Below are 17,324 nucleotides of genomic sequence, written 5' to 3'. Positions count from 1 at the left end.
TGATTTCCAAGGAGCTGGCGATGAGCGGCGTACTATTTAGCGGCGGCAATGTCTTTGCGCCGAATGGCGAAATGTTGAGCGGCCACGGGTTGTTGGTCGATAGGGGTCGAATCGTGCGTATCGCACCCTTGGCGGAGTTCGAAGGCTTTGCTGGGCAGCGGGTCGATACAAAGGATGCAAGCTTGCTGCCCGGATTGATCGATTGTCACGTGCATCTCTGTTTGGGTGGCGAGGCGGACCCCGGTACCGCGGCAGAGAAACTGAAGCCCGGCCAATTGACCATGCGCGCATTGCAGCACGCACAAGCGACGCTCAAGGGTGGTATCACCTCCATCCGTGACTGCGGCGGCAAGGAGTTTCTGGAGTTCGCGGTCCGTGATGCCTGTAACTCAGGCATTCAGCTTGGGCCGACGATCATGGCGTCCGGCCGCATCATTTGCATGACCGGCGGACACGGAAACCGTTGGGGCCGTATCGCCGACGGTGTGGACGAGGTCATCAAGGCGGTGCGTGAACAGATTCACGCAGGTAGCGATCTGGTGAAGATCATGGCGACCGGCGGCGTGATGACGCCAGGGGTTAACCCCGAAGATGCCCACTACACAGAAGAGGAGATGGCTGCCGGAATTGGCGAGGCGCATCGCTTCCATCGCCATTGCGCCAGCCACGCCCAGGGCGAGCAGGGCATTCTCAATGCGGTCAGGGGCGGTATTGATTCCATCGAGCATGGCTTTTGCCTGACCGAGACCTGCATTGAGCTGATGTTGGAACGTGGAACCTTCGTCGTGCCGACGCTAGCGGCGCTTTGGAACATCGTCAGCAATGACAACCGCGGCATTCCCGCCTATGCGCTGGAAAAAGCCCGCAAGTGGGCGGAAACTCAAAAAGAATCGATCAAGACTTATTACGCCGCGGGCGGCAAGATCGCCATGGGTACCGATGCCGGCACGCCCTTTAACAGACATGGCGAAAATGCTCAGGAGTTGAAGTACATGGTCGAGACGATCGGCATCTCACCCAAGGACGCCTTGTTGATCGGCACCCGCAACGGCAGCGAGTTGATGCGGTTGGAAGACCGGGGCTGCTTGGCGGAGGGATTCGCGGCCGATTTGCTGCTGGTGAGCGGTGACCCGCTATCGGATATCAACCGCGCGGCCGATCAATCCAACCATCTGCTGATCATGAAGAACGGCCGAGTGGCGCTGGACCGACGAGCCGATGGAGAGGTTTTGCGTCAGGCGGCGGAGTAAGAGGCTAGGCTCGTTTCTGAAAGATGATCGGGACCATCGTTTCACTGAAGCGGTTGAAGGATAACTCCAGGGTTGCGCCCCACCATTTGTAGAGCGCTTTGCCTCTTTGCGGGTAGTAGACGGCTGTATATATGGTGCCGAAGCCTTCATCGTAGGCACGGGTGTAGAGTGGCGGTTGCAGGAAGGCATCCGCCAGTTTTTCCGGCGTGGTGTCGGACTCCGACAGGCGAAACGACAGGAAGTTCTCCCGTTGCAGGGTAGCCGTTGCGCGGGCGTGGTTATGCCACTCGACCTCGCCTTGATGATTGGTCGCAATGGGAACCTGCCGAATGACGGCCCGGCGATCCGGCGACAGAAAGGCAGTCAGGAAACGGCCCTTTCGATCCACCAGCGTGACATTGTGCGCCATGAAGGAGGGCACGGCTTCCAGAACCCGGCGGGCTTCCTCCGCCGTTTCGCAGAACTCTAAAATGTAGCGTACGATCATCGGGGCGCCGAATCCCTCTCCCACGACGCGCCTGCCGCCGAAAGTCAGGCTGACCGCCAGGCCCGCCTCGTTCACCCCATCCAGCGTGCCGGACATGGAATCCAGCATGGCTATGACCTTCATGCCGTTCCAGGCCGATCGCAGGATAATACCGTCGCAGGCCTGCGGGGCGTAATCGTAATTGCGAATCAGAACAGGTTCGTCACCCGGCCATACCACCTGGGAGCAACCGGCGATATAGGCGGGCGGTTTCCAAAGACTCAGGAAACGGGCGGCAAGGTCGCTGCCGCCCGCCAGTTCGACCAGCAGATCATAGGTGCCGAGAAAGCGCGGCAGGTAGCGCTGTACGGCCTCCCGGCATTCCAGATAGGTCGCGCGCTGCTCCAATCCTTGCGACAGGAACCAAGCCTTATAGGCAGGCCAGAGGCTGTTGAAGACCGTCTGCCACTTGGTGCCCGGATAGGCCTCGTCGATGGATTGGAACTCGAAACGCATTGCCTACATGATCTTGAAGGATCCGGGCGAAAAGTGCGGTGTCAGCGAGCGACCGACGAAGCGGCCACGGAAGGCATCGATCCACTTTTTGCCACGGTCGTTCAGCTTAAAGTTTTTGGTCATCAGGCGCCCGCGTGTGATCAGGATCCCGAGGTCGGCCCCTTCATAGCGATAGTCGCCGGTATTAGCGATCCTTAAAAAGAAGGCCTCGTTTTCGCTGGCCACAGCCCGTCGGTGATAGTCGAAGCGTGAATAGTCCAGGCTACCATCGTCATTCATTCGCCAGATGCCCGATTCCGGCGCATCGACCAGGATATCGACTGAGTCGTCGGTATGCTTGATGACTGCTTGGCTCCAACTGTCGATGTTATCGGAATCGGCCCAACGGGCATTGATTTCGTCGACGTCGAGTTTGAAGTCAACGCCGCTAAATTCCAACAGATGGAACAGGAACAAGGGGGCATCGGCATGCGCGAAAGCCGCGTGATTGGTCATAGAACTGGCGCCCGTGACGCGCGGATTGCACTCACCCAGCCAAATATCTCCGCTTTGCTGATCGATCAGGAAATCCAGCTCGAAATAGCCGCGATAGCCGGTTTTGCGAAGTTCCTCGCCGAAACGGAAGGTCAGGTCCCTGGCTTTCTCCCGAAGCTCCGGGGTGAAGCTGTCGGCGAAAATCTCGTTGCCGCACCAGCCGCCCTTGTAAGGAGTCAGTTCCTTGAACCCAACAAGCTCGGTCATCAAGGGGCCGACGATGGTGCCGGCGCGCGTTGTGCAGGCCTCAATCGCAGCACCCCTGCAGTTGATGCGCTTCATGATTTTTACTTCGCCACCGGCGATGATCTCTTCGGCGTGATTCTTCCAATCCTTCTCGGTCGAGATAAAGAAGGTGGTATGTCCGGAATCGCCATAGGCGGTCTGAACCACTAGGTCGGGTCCCAGCTTTTTTGTCTTGGCGCGCATGTCCTCATAGGACTTCACTTTGACCAAGACGTTGGGAACGCTGGGAACGCCGGCGCGATTGCCGATACGCACAGTTTCGATCTTATCGTCGATCCGGCTCCGCAACTTGGCCTTGGGGAACCAAGTTTGCAAACCGGCTTTCTTCGCCAGTTCCTCGGTTTTCTCGTCGAACATGAGGAAGCAGGCCTTTGGCTTGCCGCCAAAGGATTTGATGTAGTCCAGCACTTCCTTGTGCTGCAGCAGATAGTTGTTGATGTCCTCGATGGACTCGAACTCAGGGTGGGGAATCTCCTGCGGAACAAAGGTGTTGGGATGGCGCTCGTCGTAACAGTCCAAGTAGTTGATGAATTTGAACTTCTTGCACCATTCATCCATACCCAGCAGGTTGAAGTTCGTGGCGCTGATAAAGAAAATCGGTGTGTCGTTTCGGTGAAAATAGCGCCTGATATCGGACATGCCGGCCAAGGATTTCTTCGCGGGCGCGCGTTTTGCTTTGGCTGTCTTGGCGGCGGGCTTCTTCTTTCCTGCGGTTTTCTTTGTGGCCACGGGGTGCCTCCCTCAGTTCAATGTCATGGTGCTTTGGTTTTGTGGGCGTTCCTTCTTTCTTGGCTTTTCGGGCGCGCTAATTCTTCTGCGCTTCCTCGGATAGTGCTTCCCTGGTGAAGACGCGCAACCCGATTTCCGGCCTGTAGCCGTGAATTTCCTTAACGTCCAGCTTGCGCATGAATTCCAGAATCTCCGGACTGACTACCTGACCGGGAACAAGGATCGGGAAACCGGGCGGATAGGGAATGACAAACATGGCCGATACCACGTCTTCACCGGCCTTCAGCTTTTTTTCGATCGTATCGTCTTCGATCGGGAGAAAATCACACTTACTGTCGTCGTAAGCCAGGAAGTAAGCGGTTCGCAGGTCGCCTTCACCCGTACTGTCATCGCCTCCCGGTTGGAAAGTGCCGTGGAAGCGGCTGAAATCCGGTAGGGGGGGTAATTCCTTGGTCAGGGAATGTACCTTGCGGGCATGCACGCGCTGTTCGGCCTGATTGGCATCTGCGAACTCTTCCTCCAATTCATGCGCAATGCTGACAAGTACCTCTATCAGATAGGCAACAGAACTGCGCGTGGTGCCGATGTTGGTCATAAACAGGACCGTATTGCGCGAGGTCTTGTTGACCTGAATCCCGTACTTTTCCATCAGGTAACGATTTTTGAAGGTATCGCCGTCGATCCCGATGTCGCCGACATAGAGTGTCAGGCGTGTGGCGTCCAGAACGAACTCATCTTCAGCCCAGGCTTCCCAAATCCGCGTCCAGCCATCCTCGGGATCATAGTATTTCTTGATGCCGGATTTGCGGTACTCCTCGGGAATCATGTCCTGCACCGTCAGGAAGCGGAAGTGCTTGCGCAGCAAGGGATGGCTGGCCACGGCTTGCCGCAGGACCATCGCCATCTCGACTTGCTTTTGGACCAGTTCGAACCCTTCCAGCTCGACCTGACGGCGACCGACATCCAGCGAGGCCAGTATCTGGTAGTTGGGCGAGGTGGAGGTGTGGGTCATGTAAGCTTCGTGGAACGCATCTTCGACCTTCGTCCGGAAAGACTGATCGTAGACATGGATCATCGAGCCTTGGCGCAAAGAGGTCAGGGTCTTGTGCGTCGACTGGCAAGCGTAAGTCCGGATTACGACTTGATCGGGATCGGGTAAGAGCGGCCGATCCAGCCATGTCGCCTCGTCCTCCGGGTCGAGTTTGTCGAACTCTTCCTTCCAGGCAACGTAGGTTTCCCTGTAGTCGTCGCTGCAATAGCGTTCACGCAAGGCCTTGGCGCAATGCATAGCCGTGCGTTGGCGATAAGTCGGTCCAAATCGGGCGAAAGCGAACCAAGCCTCATCCCAGAGGAAAACGAGATCGGGCTTGATGGCAAGGCATTCCTGCATGAACCGCTCTACATTGTAGACGATGCCGTCAAAGGTGCAGTTTGTAAGAAGCAACAGCTTTACCCGGTCAAGTTTTCCGGCCTTTTTCAGCTTCAGCAATTGATGCTTGATTTCCCGAAGCGGCACAGCGCCATACATCGAGAACTGGTCGAGCGGGTAGGAGTCGAGGTAGATGACCTGTGCGCCGGACAGGACCATGCCGTAATGGTGCGATTTGTGGCAGTCGCGGTCCACCAGCACGATGTCGCCGGGACGTATCAAGGACTGAACCACGATTTTGTTGGCGGTCGAAGTCCCGTTGGTGACGAAGTAAGTCTGCTTCGCGCCAAAGGCCCGCGCTGCGAGCTCCTGTGCCTCTTTGATAGGGCCGTGAGGGTCGAGGAGCGAGTCCAGCCCGCCCGAGGTCGCCGAGGTTTCCGCCAAGAAGATATTGAGGCCGTAAAACTCGCCCATATCCTTGATCCAATGGGACTTCGTGATCGACTTCCCACGCGAGATCGGCATGGCATGGAACACGCCGGTTGGTTGCCTGGCATATTCCCGTAAGGCGCTGAAGAATGGCGATTTATAGCGCTTGTTGATGCCCCGCAGGATATTTAGGTGCAACTCGACATAGTCTTCCTGATTGTAGAAGACGCGGCGGCAGTTTTGCGGGACGCGTCCCGCCACGTCTTCCACCGATTGATCGGTTACCAGGTAAAAATCCAACTCCGGGCGCAGGGTTTCGCAAACACGGGCCAGGGCGATGCCGTAGTCCTCGCTCTGCAGGTCCGCGATGTGCCGTTCGTCGATGCGCGTCAGGCTGCGGTGGAGCAGGGCAAAATTATGCACCGAGCGATAGGAAAAACCGTAGCGGGCGACGACGGCCTGAATATTGTGGTTCTGCAGGACGGCGATGACCGCATCCTCGAAAGAGGGCACGATCACGGCTTCGTAGATGAATTGATCCTCGCTGCGGCGCATCTTCCGCAGGCTATGGCGGAGTGCCTGTTCCTGTCCCAGGGTCATGTTGTCGACCACGAGAATCTCGAAGTAGGGGCGCTGATGCGCAACTTCCTCCGCGGATTCGATGACGCTGTCCGCGTCCTCCTGCTCCTCGGTTTCGCCGTTCAGACCAAGTGGGATGGCCTTGTGCCGGTAGGCATTGCTCATCAGCGATCGCACGATCCGGGCGATGCTGCGCGACATGCCGACGTACTCTCCCAACTCGAAAAGCCGTTGCAAGTGCTTGAAGTTGTGGCGGCCCGGAAAGGCCCAGTAAATCTCGATGGGTTCGAGCATCGCCATGGTTTCAGCAACCCGGCGTTGCAGGCTCGATGTATCGGCGCTGGCGGCTGCCGCAGCTAAACGGGCGGAATCCGCCTTCAAGCGGCTCCAGGAATCTGCGCGTAACTGTGAGGCATTGTAATACTCGTTGAGCGCCGGGCCTGAGCCGGAAGTCAATTCGTTGCTCATACGAGGCGCCGGAGCGCCTGCCGGCTCTCCCGATTTGGCTTAGAATCCGCCGACGGTTTTGAGAGTCGCGCCAACGGTTGAGGGGGCGTCATTTTCCGACAGCGCATCACTTGCGCCCGATCCTTGCGCATCGCTTGTGTCTCCCTGCCTGTTCAATCCGGCGCGTGATCCGCGCTTCGGTATTTCTAGGGGACCAAGCGTAGCAAGATATTGAGATTGCGTCCAATCTCTCCGGTAGACGTCAAATTCAACAGCACGGTCGCGGAAACTTTTCAGCGGCTGGCCAAGCCCTTTCAAGCCGACTTCCCGCTGCCTGCGCACCTGATCAAGATCGATTTCCAGAGGAATGTACTCCTCCTGGCCGGCGGCCTGATGAATCTGCGCGCCCGAGGGATCGAACACCGCCGAGCGACCCACGCCGCCCGCACCAATGCCGTTGATGTCGAAGACATAACACTGGAACATGGCGGCTGTCGCTCGCGCGATCGAAATTTCCACCTCCCGGTCCAGGGTTCCTGTCAGTACGGGGTGCAGTAAAACTTCAGCGCCCATCGACGTCAGTGTGCGCGTGGTTTCCGGGAACCAGATATCATAGCAGATGGATACCCCGAATCGCCCGACCTCAGGGACATCGAACACCAGGAACTCTGTGCCGGGCGCGGTATCCTGCTCGTAAGGGCAAAAGGGAAAGAGCTTGCGATGGCGCCCGACGACTTCACCCTGGGGATTGAAGACGCTAGTGGTATTGTAGACCTTGCCATCCAGCGTCCCTTCGAACATGGAGCCGGAAAGCAACCAGATTCCGTGGTGGCGCGCCCAACCGCTCATAACCTCTTCGGTGCGCTCGAACGAGCCGGCGTTGCTTTGCAAGGGTCCAAAGGGGGCCAGTTCACTGAACATGACCATCTGTACCCACGGGAAGCGTAGCATCAGCAAATCGAGCTGATGTTTCATGTGGCTGAGGTTTTCCTGCACGGCGGTGATGTGCAGTTGCATCCCTGCAATGGCAAACGGCGTCATTGGAATCCAATCTCTAGAGTGCGTTCGGCGCGATCATAGGGACGGGGAAAGCCCGCGCCAAGGGCGGAAAACCGCCTTCTAAACTAAAGCGCAGCAGCTATGCATCCGGAGGCGGGCCCGTTCACGATTATTTTGGTGCAAGTGCTTGTCAGTGTCGCAGGTTAGCATTATATTTGCGAATAATTATCATTCTAAAGAAGGAAAGAAAGAGCATGGCGCGCGATATCCTGAAGACCGCATCCTTCGCTGTCCTGCATTTTACTGTTGGATTCGCGGTTACTTTTGCCCTGACCGGGTCACTCGCAGTAGCAACCGGTGTTGCCTTGCTGGAGCCGCTCGCCAACACGGTCGTTTTCTATTTTCATGAGCGTGCGTGGCGTCGCAGGATACCTGCCGACGCCACGGGAACCATTTGTCACGCCTGACGGAGAAGTGAGAAGGTGGAAGCAGCCGGCTTAACTGAGCTTTGCGGCGTTGGTTGTCGTGTAAGTCGCTGCAGGTTGGGGCGTCTTAGCGATGTCAACGTGACAACACTAAAGAGCTGACGCCAACGCGAGCGTCGAGATTCGCCCACCATGATGCGACGCATGCCTGATCGGTGTCGCAACCGCCAAACAAGACTTTGACCAACCAAATTCTGACCCAAATGCGCAGCCATGGCTGCCTCCACTCTTGCCCCCCAAGGTTTGGCGCCGCGCCGGATTGTGGTCTCCGAGTTCACAGCGCCATACCGGACAAATATGGCCCTACACAGTGGGACAAAGCCATTAAAGTGATGTCTAAATTTGTAACAAACGATCAAGCGACGGCGGAGCGATCCAGCAGCCGTCGGCAATGGTCCCCAATTTCTTGGGCTGTCGCTTGGTATCGGGTATCGCCTTCATCCCAATTTCTGGCAAGTGCGAGAAGGTCGTGGAGGTCGTCTCCGCCATGAAGGGTTGGAGTTAGGCCAAAGCGCCGCGCCGCTCTGTTTTGAGCGAAATAGAGACGGAGTGGGTCCAGTGGTCCGTGGAAGCCTCGCCGCCACACTTTAGCAGCATCACTGCGTTGGGTGAGGCGGGATCGAAAGGCGGAGAAGGCAATGGCATCGTATCCGTACTTGAGCCGTAAACGCCGGGCGAGGGCAGCATGGGCTGCTTCATAGCGTCGCCTGTCGTCAGCATGGTGGGCCGCGATAAGCTCAGCTTGCAGGTTCTGTTCGCGCGGCAGGTCTGGCGCGTCCAAACGGCCCAGGCCGGCGTTATTGAGGTAACCTTGCGCAGCGATCCGTGGCCCGCCAATCTCCATCCAGCGGTCGATGTCGGAGGCCATGAAGATACGGTTTGCTCCACAACCCATACAGTCGTCGCATAGTTTGGAGCGCTCTTTGCGCCGGTGGAGGTCGTCCAGGCTCTGGTCTAGGAAGTCGGCCGCAATGTTCGTGCCGCGCTCAAAGGTAGCGCAGCACAGGCGCACGGCGCCGTCGACATCCACATCAATGCGCTTGCTTTGCAGATCGCAGCCGCCCTTGAGATCGAGATTTTCCCGGGCGATGGCAAACTGCTCGTCGGGGTGGAGCAACAGATTGGCGACCGTTTCCTGGTCGGCTTGGGCAATCATTCCGTCCCGTGCGGCCAGCAGCTTTTCCAGGGGTAACAGCAGGGCCCATACGGGGTTCAACGTGAAACGCAACCGATCAGCCAGCTCCGCCATTTCAAACAGATCCTGGCCGCAGTTATGGCGATAGAGGTGGTAAGCCACGATAATTTTTGTATCGAGGTCATTGGCCTCCCGGATTTCGGCGATACGCTGCATGTTGGATTTGACAATTTCTACATCGCCGCCGCGGTGGCTCCGCCCGTAGGTTGCTTGCCGAAAACCCGAGAGACTGATGCAGACCTCCGTCGGCTCGGCCAACATCATTTTTTCAAGATGGTTGCCATAGTTGAGGTTGCTGGAAACGCCGACCTGGAATCCGCGCTCCTTGGTGGCGCGGATGAGAAGGTCGATTTTCGGGTGGATCAGGGGCTCCCCCCAACTGTAGAGCGCCACGAAGAGCTGTTCTTTTGGAACCGGCGATTCAAGAGCAAGCTTGTCCAGAATGGCTTCGAAGCGGGCGAGCGGCATGGTGCCGCCAAGGCTACCTAGCTGACGTTGGCCGTCGGGGTAATTGCCCACGGCACAAGCTGGGCAGCGAAGATTACACGTGCCCACGATTTCTATGTTGGCGATATAGGCTGCGTCCAACCCTGCCCCCCATTTTTCCTACCTTGCACCGGATGCCTATTGCGGCTTTTTTCTGTGGCGCTGACTTATTCTAGCCGATCGGACATTTCCCGACTAGGTTAGCGTGCATCCGGCGTATTTGGATCATTGAGCAAGGATCGAATCATGAGCAGGCCCCGACAGAGAACGAAGACGGCCCTTCTGGCATCAGGCCTGGCCTTGCTGGCCTTTCTTACCGCATCGCCCCTTCGCGCACAGACCGATGAAGCGGCCCAGGTGCGCAATGCGACCGGACCTGCTTTGATCTGCGATGGTCCGCGCAAGCTGTACGGATACAGCAAGCAACTGCCTGAGGGCTCGCCTATCAGTCCTGGGCGCGATGTGGTCGCTTTCGTGCGCGACGGGAAAGATGCCGTGCTGCGCGTAACGATCAACCGGGAGAACAGTTCGGAATTTCTCGTAGACCGATTGCCGATTGCCGTTGTGACGTCCGGTTCGACGCAACGGGTCGTCGCGATGGACAGCAGCGATCTGATCGGCCAGGTGCAGCTTTATGCCATTGCCTTCGATCGTTCGGAAGTTGCGACCGGTTGGGGTGTGGCGGGGTTTGAAACGCAAAGCGGCGGCGGCTGGTATGTCTGCCGCAAGTCCGCGCCAGCGGAGATTCTTCCCTAAACGCTCGTCGCAGGTTGAGTTGCAATGATGCTAAAAGACAAAGGCCCGCCGCAAAACGACGGGCCTTTATTCTCGTAAGCAAAAACGCGCTTACTCCTCCACCCGCAGGTTCTGCGCCGACATTTTACCATTCTTGCCGGCTTCCAGATCGTAGCTAACGACCTGTCCTTCCTTGAGGCCGGTAAGTCCGGCGCGCTCAACTGCGGAGATGTGGACGAATGCATCCTTGGTGTCGTCCTCAGGTGTAATGAAGCCATATCCCTTGGTCGCATTGAACCACTTTACGGTTCCTTTAGTCATTGGGGAATCCCTCCTCGTCATAGCAAAGCCGCCGAGGTTCCCTACCTTGGCGGATGTCAATTCGCCGAGTTCCACGGGGTTAAGCAACTTAGCCAGGCTAGACAAAGCCAAATACGCCGTGCGCTCGGAAACTGAGCGAATATTTAAGCTTGAGTGCTATGTTCTACGCAACGAAAATCACTGTTTTAGACCTCAGCCCTTTCGGCAAGGACAAGGAATTGATGCCAGAATCAAGCAGTAGCGACGTCGCCGCACATTACAGCCATGGAGACCTTGAAGAGGGCTTTCGACGGGCCCTTGCTGAGTTGGGATTCGACGGGCAAAGCCCGTCTCCCGTTGATTTGGCGCCCGTCGATGAGTTTCATATCGGCGGCCTCGATGCGACGTTGAAGCTTGCAGATCGCCTGAACATTCTTGCGGGTCAGCGGTGGCTCGACGTGGGCGCGGGCGTCGGCGGGCCTGCAAGGGCGATTGCGCAGCAAAAGAGCTGCCACATTACCGGGATCGATCTCGTTGGTGATTTCGTCAAGGTGGCCGAGACGTTAAACCGGGTTACGAAACTGACGGATGCGGTGGAAATGCACTGTGGTAGTGCGCTGGACATGCCCTTTCAGGCGGACAGCTTCGACGGTGGTTACATGCTCCACGTGGGGATGAATATTGCCGACAAGGCGGCCTTGTTTCGTGAGGTCGCGCGCGTACTCAAGCCCGGGGCGGCTTTCGGGGTTTACGATGTCATGCGGGTTGGCACGGCGGATATCAGCTACCCGGTTCCCTGGGCCAGCCACGCACGGATCAGTTTTCTGGCAAAGCCGGAAGAGTATCGTTTGGCCCTGGAGGCCGCCGGTCTGAATGTGGTGGCAGAACACGAACGAACGGCCGAAGCGTTGGCGTTCTTCCAGAGGATGGCAGAGGAGTCCAAGGGAAAGCTACCGCGTAGTCTCGGTGCCCATGTTGTGATGGGTAAAACGGCGCCGGAAAAAATCGGGAACTTACGCGCCGGTCTTTCTGGCGGTGCCATAGCGCCGGTAGAGATCATCACGCGAAAAGCGGCGTGATACGAGGACGGACGCAATCCTGGGTGGCGGGAATGAGGCCGCGCTCAGCAGGAATTCAGCGCAGCATGGCGCGCCCTGATTGAGGTTAGTACTGGAAGTAGAGCACATCTTCGATCCAATCCCAGCCGCCCGGGACTGCAACGGTATACATAATCAAGGCGGAGACGACCCCGATTATGACGTAAACAATGCCGTTACCTTTTTCCATCTGCCTACTCCCTGCGTTGCCCGCGGCATCCTAGGAGACTCTATTGTTAAAATCATTAAAAAAGTCGCTAGGGTTAACTGACCAGGTGAATTCCGGTGGCGCTCCAGATCACGCCCCAGATTATGAGGAGCCACCCCGTCGTTTTGGTCACCCAATGTCCCGGAGGCGTAAGTTTCTCGACGAGTACGAACAGCGCCAATCCGCCAATCCAGGCGATGTTCATCACGCCGCCATAGAATAGAAGCAGCATCAGGAACCAGCAGCAGCCCAGACAGAATAGGCCGTGCTGGCACCCCATCTTGAGGGCTGCCGGTAGGCCGGGGCGATACCGCAGGATCAGGAATTTCACCGGACTTTGGCAATGGCGCAGACACTGCTGTTTGATGGGCGTGAGTTGCCAAAGTCCTGCGGCGATCAAAAGCGCGCCGCTTAGAAGGGGCGCGTTCTCCGCCAGCATCATGCTGGGATACCCGGCACGTTGCAGCGCCCATTGGAGAAACACTGCCCCCAAACTGAATCCGCACCACACGATAAGATAGCCGGACGTAAAAAGGACCAACGCCAGGTTTCTCGCGCCAAACTTGGTTTGCTTGCGACCGATCGCAGCAAACGTCAGGATCATGGGCGCTGCGCTCGGCAGCATCATGGCGACCATCATGACGCACCACATTAGCAGCATTGCCAGGAAGTAGCCTGGGCTCCAGAGCTTATCCGCAGGGGTCATCGAGATACCCGCGCCGGTCAGCAAATAGGCCCAGGATCCCAGTGTCACAAGGACAAGCGCACCCCCAACGATCCAACGGTCATGCTTGAGGATCGCGACCATTCCGTTCATGCAGTGCTCGACCTATGCTGGATCGGTGGCAGGAGCCTATCCGTGCCGTGGGCCGGCGGGCGTCCAATCGAGTTGCGTGAAATGGGCATGGCTTGAATTCCAAAGCAGTTCGATGGGGCCGCTCAATGTCTTCGCGTTCCCGCTGGCGTACTCCGCAACATCGTACTCGAACCCATGTGGCAGGTTCACACGGGCCCGGTGTGGCAGGCCGGTTACCGGATTACGGATCGGTTCCCCCGACGCCTCGACAATGCCAGGAATTCGAACACTTCCGGTTCGTTCACCAATATCGGCGGTAAACGTGATCGGCTTCGTCAGTGTCTCATGGTACTTATCGATTACATTAGAAAAAACATTGAAGACAGTGGCGCCGGGCTCAGTATCCTCGCCGCGGTAGATTTTCTCGATCGCAGCCTTTTGGTCGGGGCTCGCGGATTCCTCGACGATAAGCTGGCCTTGTCCTTGGCCCATGTGAATCGGTCCGGGCCAGGAGAAAAGGCAAGCAAAGGTCACGCCGTCCAACGAGACGTCACCGAAGTGGCCTTTTTCGATCCGAATGGTAACGACGGCTCGACAGTCGCCGTGGGTCGGCAAAGCATTGAACTGACAGGGACAGCCCCAATCGCAGTTGCACGTTGCCATTTCAACGGCCTTTAAAGCCCAATCTGTGCTCGACATGGTGAGCTCCCTTGCAGTGCGACAAACGTACCGCCTCTCGGTCTCACGGTCGGTCACCCTCTTGCTTGGGGTTGGCAGGTGGCGAGCCTCGCACGATATTCAAAAAAATGCAATAATATGACAATAAACGACCCTGGAGAGAAATATTGAGTTGTCGGAGCGTGGGGGAGGCGCCGTCAGAGGAGTGGGAGATGATCGATTGGTATATCGAGGGCTTGGAGTTCGGAAACTGCAATTGCGATTGGGGTTGCCCCTGTCAGTTTGAGGCCTTGCCGAACGAAGGGCATTGTCGTGGTTTCGAAGCGCTGCAAATCAACAAGGGGCATTATGGCGATGTAGAGTTGGATGGACTGCGTGTGGTCATGCTCTACGCTTGGCCCGGTCCGATCTTCGAGGGCAACGGGACCCTTCAAGCCATCATTGACGAGCGCGCTGATGCACAACAGCGCCATGCTTTGCAGACCGTTCTTTATGGTGGTGAAACCGAAGAAGCAGCAACGCACTGGTGGGTTTTTCACGCAATGTCCAGCCACATCCATGAACCGCTGTTCAAAGCGATAGAGTTGGAGATTGATATCGATGCTCGCCGCGCCAATGTCTCCGTCGAGGGGGTGATCACATCGGTTGGACAACCGATAGTCTCTCCGGCGACTGGCGATGAACACAGGGTGCGCATTGATATACCCAACGGGATCGAGTTCGAATTGGCGGAGATCGGGAGTGCATCCACCAAGGCCACCGGCGCGATCAAGCTAGATTTGAACAACAGCTACGGTCAGTTCAACGTGCTGCGTCATTCGGGAAGTGGTGTGGTGCACTGACCGGAAAAGTGGGTCAAAAGGAAGGTGACGGTCATTAAGGTTCCCAACCATCCGGCGCCATTTCAAAGCCCGCAAACTCAAAGGCGGGTGCGACCGTGCAGCCGACCAGAGTCCAATCCCCTAGCGAGTGAGCCGCCTGCCAGCAACCCATAGGCACCACGGCGTTGAGTTGCTCGCCGTTTTGGACGTCCTTGCCCAGTATCACGACCCGTCGCCCCGCGGCCTCATCCGCAAGGGATAGCTGTAACGGCGCGCCGTCAAAGTGGTGCCAAATCTCCGTGGCATCGGTGACCCGATGCCAAGCGGATCGTTCCCCAGCGGCCAGCAGATAGTAAATCTGGGTTACGGTACCGCGACGTCCGTCGGCGGCGGTGTCTCGAAAGGTTTCAACAAACCAGCCGCCTTCCGGGTGCGGGCATAGTTTCAAAGCCTCGATAATTTCAGCGGCCCGACCCTGTGGTCGACCGTTGCTTTGAGACTCAGCAACCATCAGGTCACGCCGAGGTCCCGGCGCAGCAGCTTGGCGCCTGCGCCCAAGGCCTCTAGTTTTCCCTCGGCTACGTGGCGGGGCAGCGGTGCCATGCCACAGTTGGTGCAGGGGAAGATACGTTCAGGCTCCGCGTAGGCCATTGCCTGGCGCAAGGTTTGCGCGACCTGCTCGGGTGTTTCCACATCCAGTGACGCCACATCTATGGCGCCGACAAGCAGCTCCTTTTGATCCAGCAATGCCAGAAGGGACAAGGGCACTTTTGAATTGGCGCATTCCAGGGAAACCTGCTGGACTTTGCTTCGGTTGAGTGCCGGGAAGATTTCTTCGTACTGGCGCCACTCGCTGCCCAGGGTTTTCTTCCAATCGATGTTGGCCTTGATGCCGTAGCCGTAGCAGATGTGGACGGCCGTCTTGCAGGCGAGACCCTCTATGGCCCGCTCCAGGGCGACCACGCCCCAATCCTGGACATCCTTCATGAAGACGTTGAAGGCCGGCTCGTCGAACTGAATGACATCGACACCAAGGGCCTCGAGTTCGCGGGCTTCCTCGTTGAGAATTTCCGCGAAGGCCATGGCCATGTCGGCGCGACGGCCGTAGTGACCGTCCGCGATCGTGTCACAGATCGTCATGGGTCCAGGCAGGGTGAACTTCAGCTCGTTTTTGGTATGGCTGCGTACAAACGCGGCCTGGGCGCCATGAACGGAGCCTTTGCGCTTAACCGGTGCCGTGACCGTCGGTACATCGACTTCGTAGCGATTGTCGCGGATTCCCATCTTTGTCTTCTTATCCCAATCGATGCCTTCGACTTGCTGCAAGAAGCCATGGACAAAATGGATGCGGAACTGCTCGCCCTCGGTCACGATATCGATGCCGCAATCTTCCTGATGCTTTACCCAGGCCAGGGCCGCGTCGCGTTGCGCCTGGACAAGCGCTTCGCCTTCATACTGCCAGGCGGCCCATAGCTTTTCAGGTTCTGCCAGCCAATGCGGCTTTGGCAGGCTTCCCGCAATCGTCGTGCGCAGCATTTCGGTTGCTCCCTGTCGTTTGGTGGTTGCTCAAGCCTAAGGGATCAGGCAATGAGGTTGCCAGGATAGGCGGCACCGACGATATCGCGCAACCGGATGGGAGTTCTAGAGCGATGCGTATGCTACTGCTTTCGGTTATGGCGCTTATCGTCAGCTTCGCGCTTCTGTTGGCGGGCAATAGCCTACAGTTCGTTGTTCTGGGCCTGCGAGCGGATTTGGAAGGATTCTCGCTGCCGACCATCGGTTGGATTTCTGCAGCCTACTTTGCCGGTTTCGGTCTCGGTGCGCTGCTGGCGCCGCGCGTGGTTTGGATCGCTGGTCATATCCGCACCTTCGCCGCCTTCGGGTCCATTGTTTCGGGCATTGCGCTTGCCCACGCCTTGATCGTTGATCCTTATGCCTGGGCTTTGATGCGCTTCGTCACCGGCTTTTGCTTCGCGGGGCTCTACATCGTCGTGGAAAGCTGGTTGAACGCCAGGGCAGACAACCGTTACCGGGGACGCTTGTTATCGCTTTACGGCAGCGCCGCCTTTGTCGGCTATATCGTTGGGCCGATCATCTCGGGACTCGCCCCGGCCTCGGGCTTCGATCTCTTCGTGATCGCTTCGATCATGTTCTCCTTCGCGCTGGTGCCGATCACGCTGACGCGCGCCAGCGCGCCTGTCGTCGAGGAGCCAACAAAGGCGAACAGCTTCGGGTTGATTTGGTTGTTTCGCGAAACGCCGCTGGGGGTGATCGGTATCGGTGTCATCAGTGCGGGGCAGGGTGCTTTCTTGGGTCTGGGTTCGACTTTTGGCGCGCGTATGGGCTTGGATGCGGAAAGCATTGCAGGGTTCATGTCGGTCGCCATGTTTTGCGGGCTGCTTTTTCAGTTTCCCATCGGTTGGCTATCCGATCGCTTCGACCGGCGAGCCGTCATTCTTTCGGTTGCTCTATTCGGCGCCCTAGGGAGTGGATTGGTCTGGTTTCTTTTGGAACCGGGAGATGTCGCCTGGCCGCTTCTATTGCTGACGGCGGCGGTTATCGGGACGAGCATTTTTCCGCTTTACGCCGTCATGCTGGCCTATACGAATGACCGTCTTCCCAAAACATCGCTTGTCGGTGTCGCCGCGGCGCTATCGTTGACCTACAGCTTTGGCTCGGTGATCGGTACGCCGCTTGCTTCCTTCTTCATGGAAGCGGCCGGGCCGTCGGGATTTGCCCTTTTTCTGTCGCTCATCCTCTGGGGGTTGGCTGGTTTTACGATCTTCCGCATGATCTGGCGCAAGGCCCCTGTGACCCAGGACGATTGGTCGCTGGCGACGGTCGCGGCGAGCCCGGGCACCATTCCGCTGGATCCGGCCGCCGCTGGCGACCAAGACCGCGCCGCGCCGGTGCAAGACAAGTAACTTGTGGAAGCATAGCAAGATTCAGGACGACAGAT

Annotated in this window: 17 protein-coding genes; 6 read left to right on the top strand and 11 right to left on the bottom strand. The window is 57.6% G+C overall.

Features of this window, described 5'->3' with window-relative positions; translation table 11 throughout:
• Window positions 1-20 precede the first annotated feature (20 nt).
• Entirely contained in the window at window positions 21-1,250 is a 1,230-nt protein-coding gene (locus tag FHR98_RS07500) for a metal-dependent hydrolase family protein (RefSeq protein WP_183416025.1), read from the top strand.
• A gap of 4 nt (window positions 1,251-1,254) precedes the next feature.
• Here FHR98_RS07500 and FHR98_RS07495 read toward each other — a convergent pair whose 3' ends face one another.
• The 4 genes from FHR98_RS07495 to FHR98_RS07480 form a co-directional block, all read right to left on the bottom strand.
• Entirely contained in the window at window positions 1,255-2,232 is a 978-nt protein-coding gene (locus FHR98_RS07495) for a C45 family autoproteolytic acyltransferase/hydrolase (RefSeq protein WP_183416024.1), read from the bottom strand.
• Between the two features lie 3 nt (window positions 2,233-2,235).
• Complete coding sequence (locus FHR98_RS07490) at window positions 2,236-3,741, bottom strand: biotin carboxylase (RefSeq protein WP_183416023.1); 1,506 nt, start codon at window positions 3,739-3,741, stop codon at window positions 2,236-2,238.
• Between the two features lie 76 nt (window positions 3,742-3,817).
• Window positions 3,818-6,586 (bottom strand): aminotransferase class I/II-fold pyridoxal phosphate-dependent enzyme, encoded by a 2,769-nt coding sequence (locus FHR98_RS07485; protein WP_183416022.1) that lies wholly within the window; start codon window positions 6,584-6,586, stop codon window positions 3,818-3,820.
• A gap of 39 nt (window positions 6,587-6,625) precedes the next feature.
• Complete coding sequence (locus FHR98_RS07480) at window positions 6,626-7,606, bottom strand: carbon-nitrogen hydrolase family protein (RefSeq protein ID WP_183416021.1); 981 nt, start codon at window positions 7,604-7,606, stop codon at window positions 6,626-6,628.
• Between the two features lie 212 nt (window positions 7,607-7,818).
• Here FHR98_RS07480 and FHR98_RS07475 point away from each other — a divergent pair, with 212 nt between their 5' ends.
• Window positions 7,819-8,031, top strand: a complete 213-nt coding sequence (locus FHR98_RS07475; RefSeq protein WP_183416020.1) for a DUF2061 domain-containing protein — start codon at window positions 7,819-7,821, stop codon at window positions 8,029-8,031.
• Between the two features lie 373 nt (window positions 8,032-8,404).
• Here the strand turns inward: FHR98_RS07475 and FHR98_RS07470 are convergent, their stop codons facing one another.
• Window positions 8,405-9,832, bottom strand: coding sequence for a radical SAM protein (locus tag FHR98_RS07470; protein WP_183416019.1), 1,428 nt, complete (start codon window positions 9,830-9,832; stop codon window positions 8,405-8,407).
• Window positions 9,833-9,976: 144 nt separating this feature from the next.
• Here FHR98_RS07470 and FHR98_RS07465 point away from each other — a divergent pair, with 144 nt between their 5' ends.
• The gene (locus FHR98_RS07465; RefSeq protein WP_183416018.1) at window positions 9,977-10,486 is read left to right on the top strand and encodes a hypothetical protein; all 510 of its coding nucleotides are present in this window, start codon (window positions 9,977-9,979) and stop codon (window positions 10,484-10,486) included.
• A 90-nt stretch (window positions 10,487-10,576) separates the two neighbouring features.
• Here FHR98_RS07465 and FHR98_RS07460 read toward each other — a convergent pair whose 3' ends face one another.
• Window positions 10,577-10,786 carry a cold-shock protein gene (locus FHR98_RS07460; RefSeq protein WP_183416017.1) on the bottom strand — a complete coding sequence of 70 codons (210 nt, stop codon included), beginning with the start codon at window positions 10,784-10,786 and terminating at the stop codon, window positions 10,577-10,579.
• 221 nt (window positions 10,787-11,007) lie between these two features.
• Between FHR98_RS07460 and FHR98_RS07455 the strand changes: the two genes are divergently transcribed.
• The gene (locus FHR98_RS07455; protein WP_183416016.1) at window positions 11,008-11,844 is read left to right on the top strand and encodes a class I SAM-dependent methyltransferase; all 837 of its coding nucleotides are present in this window, start codon (window positions 11,008-11,010) and stop codon (window positions 11,842-11,844) included.
• An 85-nt stretch (window positions 11,845-11,929) separates the two neighbouring features.
• On the opposite strand, the gene FHR98_RS16735 is transcribed toward FHR98_RS07455, so the two are convergent.
• From FHR98_RS16735 to FHR98_RS07445, 3 genes are all read right to left on the bottom strand, one after another.
• On the bottom strand, window positions 11,930-12,052 hold the full coding sequence (locus FHR98_RS16735) for a hypothetical protein (RefSeq protein WP_281369925.1): 123 nt from the start codon (window positions 12,050-12,052) through the stop codon (window positions 11,930-11,932).
• Window positions 12,053-12,125: 73 nt separating this feature from the next.
• Entirely contained in the window at window positions 12,126-12,887 is a 762-nt protein-coding gene (locus tag FHR98_RS07450; RefSeq protein WP_183416015.1) for a DUF2182 domain-containing protein, read from the bottom strand.
• A 36-nt stretch (window positions 12,888-12,923) separates the two neighbouring features.
• Window positions 12,924-13,565 (bottom strand): DUF1326 domain-containing protein, encoded by a 642-nt coding sequence (locus tag FHR98_RS07445; RefSeq protein ID WP_183416014.1) that lies wholly within the window; start codon window positions 13,563-13,565, stop codon window positions 12,924-12,926.
• Window positions 13,566-13,756: 191 nt separating this feature from the next.
• Here FHR98_RS07445 and FHR98_RS07440 point away from each other — a divergent pair, with 191 nt between their 5' ends.
• The gene (locus tag FHR98_RS07440; protein WP_183416013.1) at window positions 13,757-14,386 is read left to right on the top strand and encodes a DUF1326 domain-containing protein; all 630 of its coding nucleotides are present in this window, start codon (window positions 13,757-13,759) and stop codon (window positions 14,384-14,386) included.
• Window positions 14,387-14,420: 34 nt separating this feature from the next.
• Here the strand turns inward: FHR98_RS07440 and FHR98_RS07435 are convergent, their stop codons facing one another.
• Together FHR98_RS07435 and FHR98_RS07430 are read right to left on the bottom strand one after the other, a co-directional pair.
• Window positions 14,421-14,876: a cupin domain-containing protein gene (locus FHR98_RS07435; RefSeq protein ID WP_183416012.1), complete on the bottom strand. Its 456-nt coding sequence runs from the start codon at window positions 14,874-14,876 to the stop codon at window positions 14,421-14,423.
• A complete protein-coding gene (locus tag FHR98_RS07430; RefSeq protein WP_183416011.1) occupies window positions 14,876-15,901 on the bottom strand; it encodes a methionine synthase in 1,026 nt (341 codons plus the stop codon). The genes FHR98_RS07435 and FHR98_RS07430 overlap by 1 nt, the downstream gene beginning before the upstream one ends.
• Before the next feature lie 113 nt (window positions 15,902-16,014).
• On the opposite strand from FHR98_RS07430, the gene FHR98_RS07425 reads away from it, so the two are divergent.
• Complete coding sequence (locus tag FHR98_RS07425) at window positions 16,015-17,289, top strand: MFS transporter (protein WP_183416010.1); 1,275 nt, start codon at window positions 16,015-16,017, stop codon at window positions 17,287-17,289.
• Window positions 17,290-17,324 lie beyond the last annotated feature (35 nt).

Source organism: Limibacillus halophilus (assembly GCF_014191775.1).
Classification (GTDB): Bacteria; Pseudomonadota; Alphaproteobacteria; order Kiloniellales; family CECT-8803; genus Limibacillus; species Limibacillus halophilus.
This window is presented reverse-complemented; position numbering and strand designations above follow the sequence as displayed.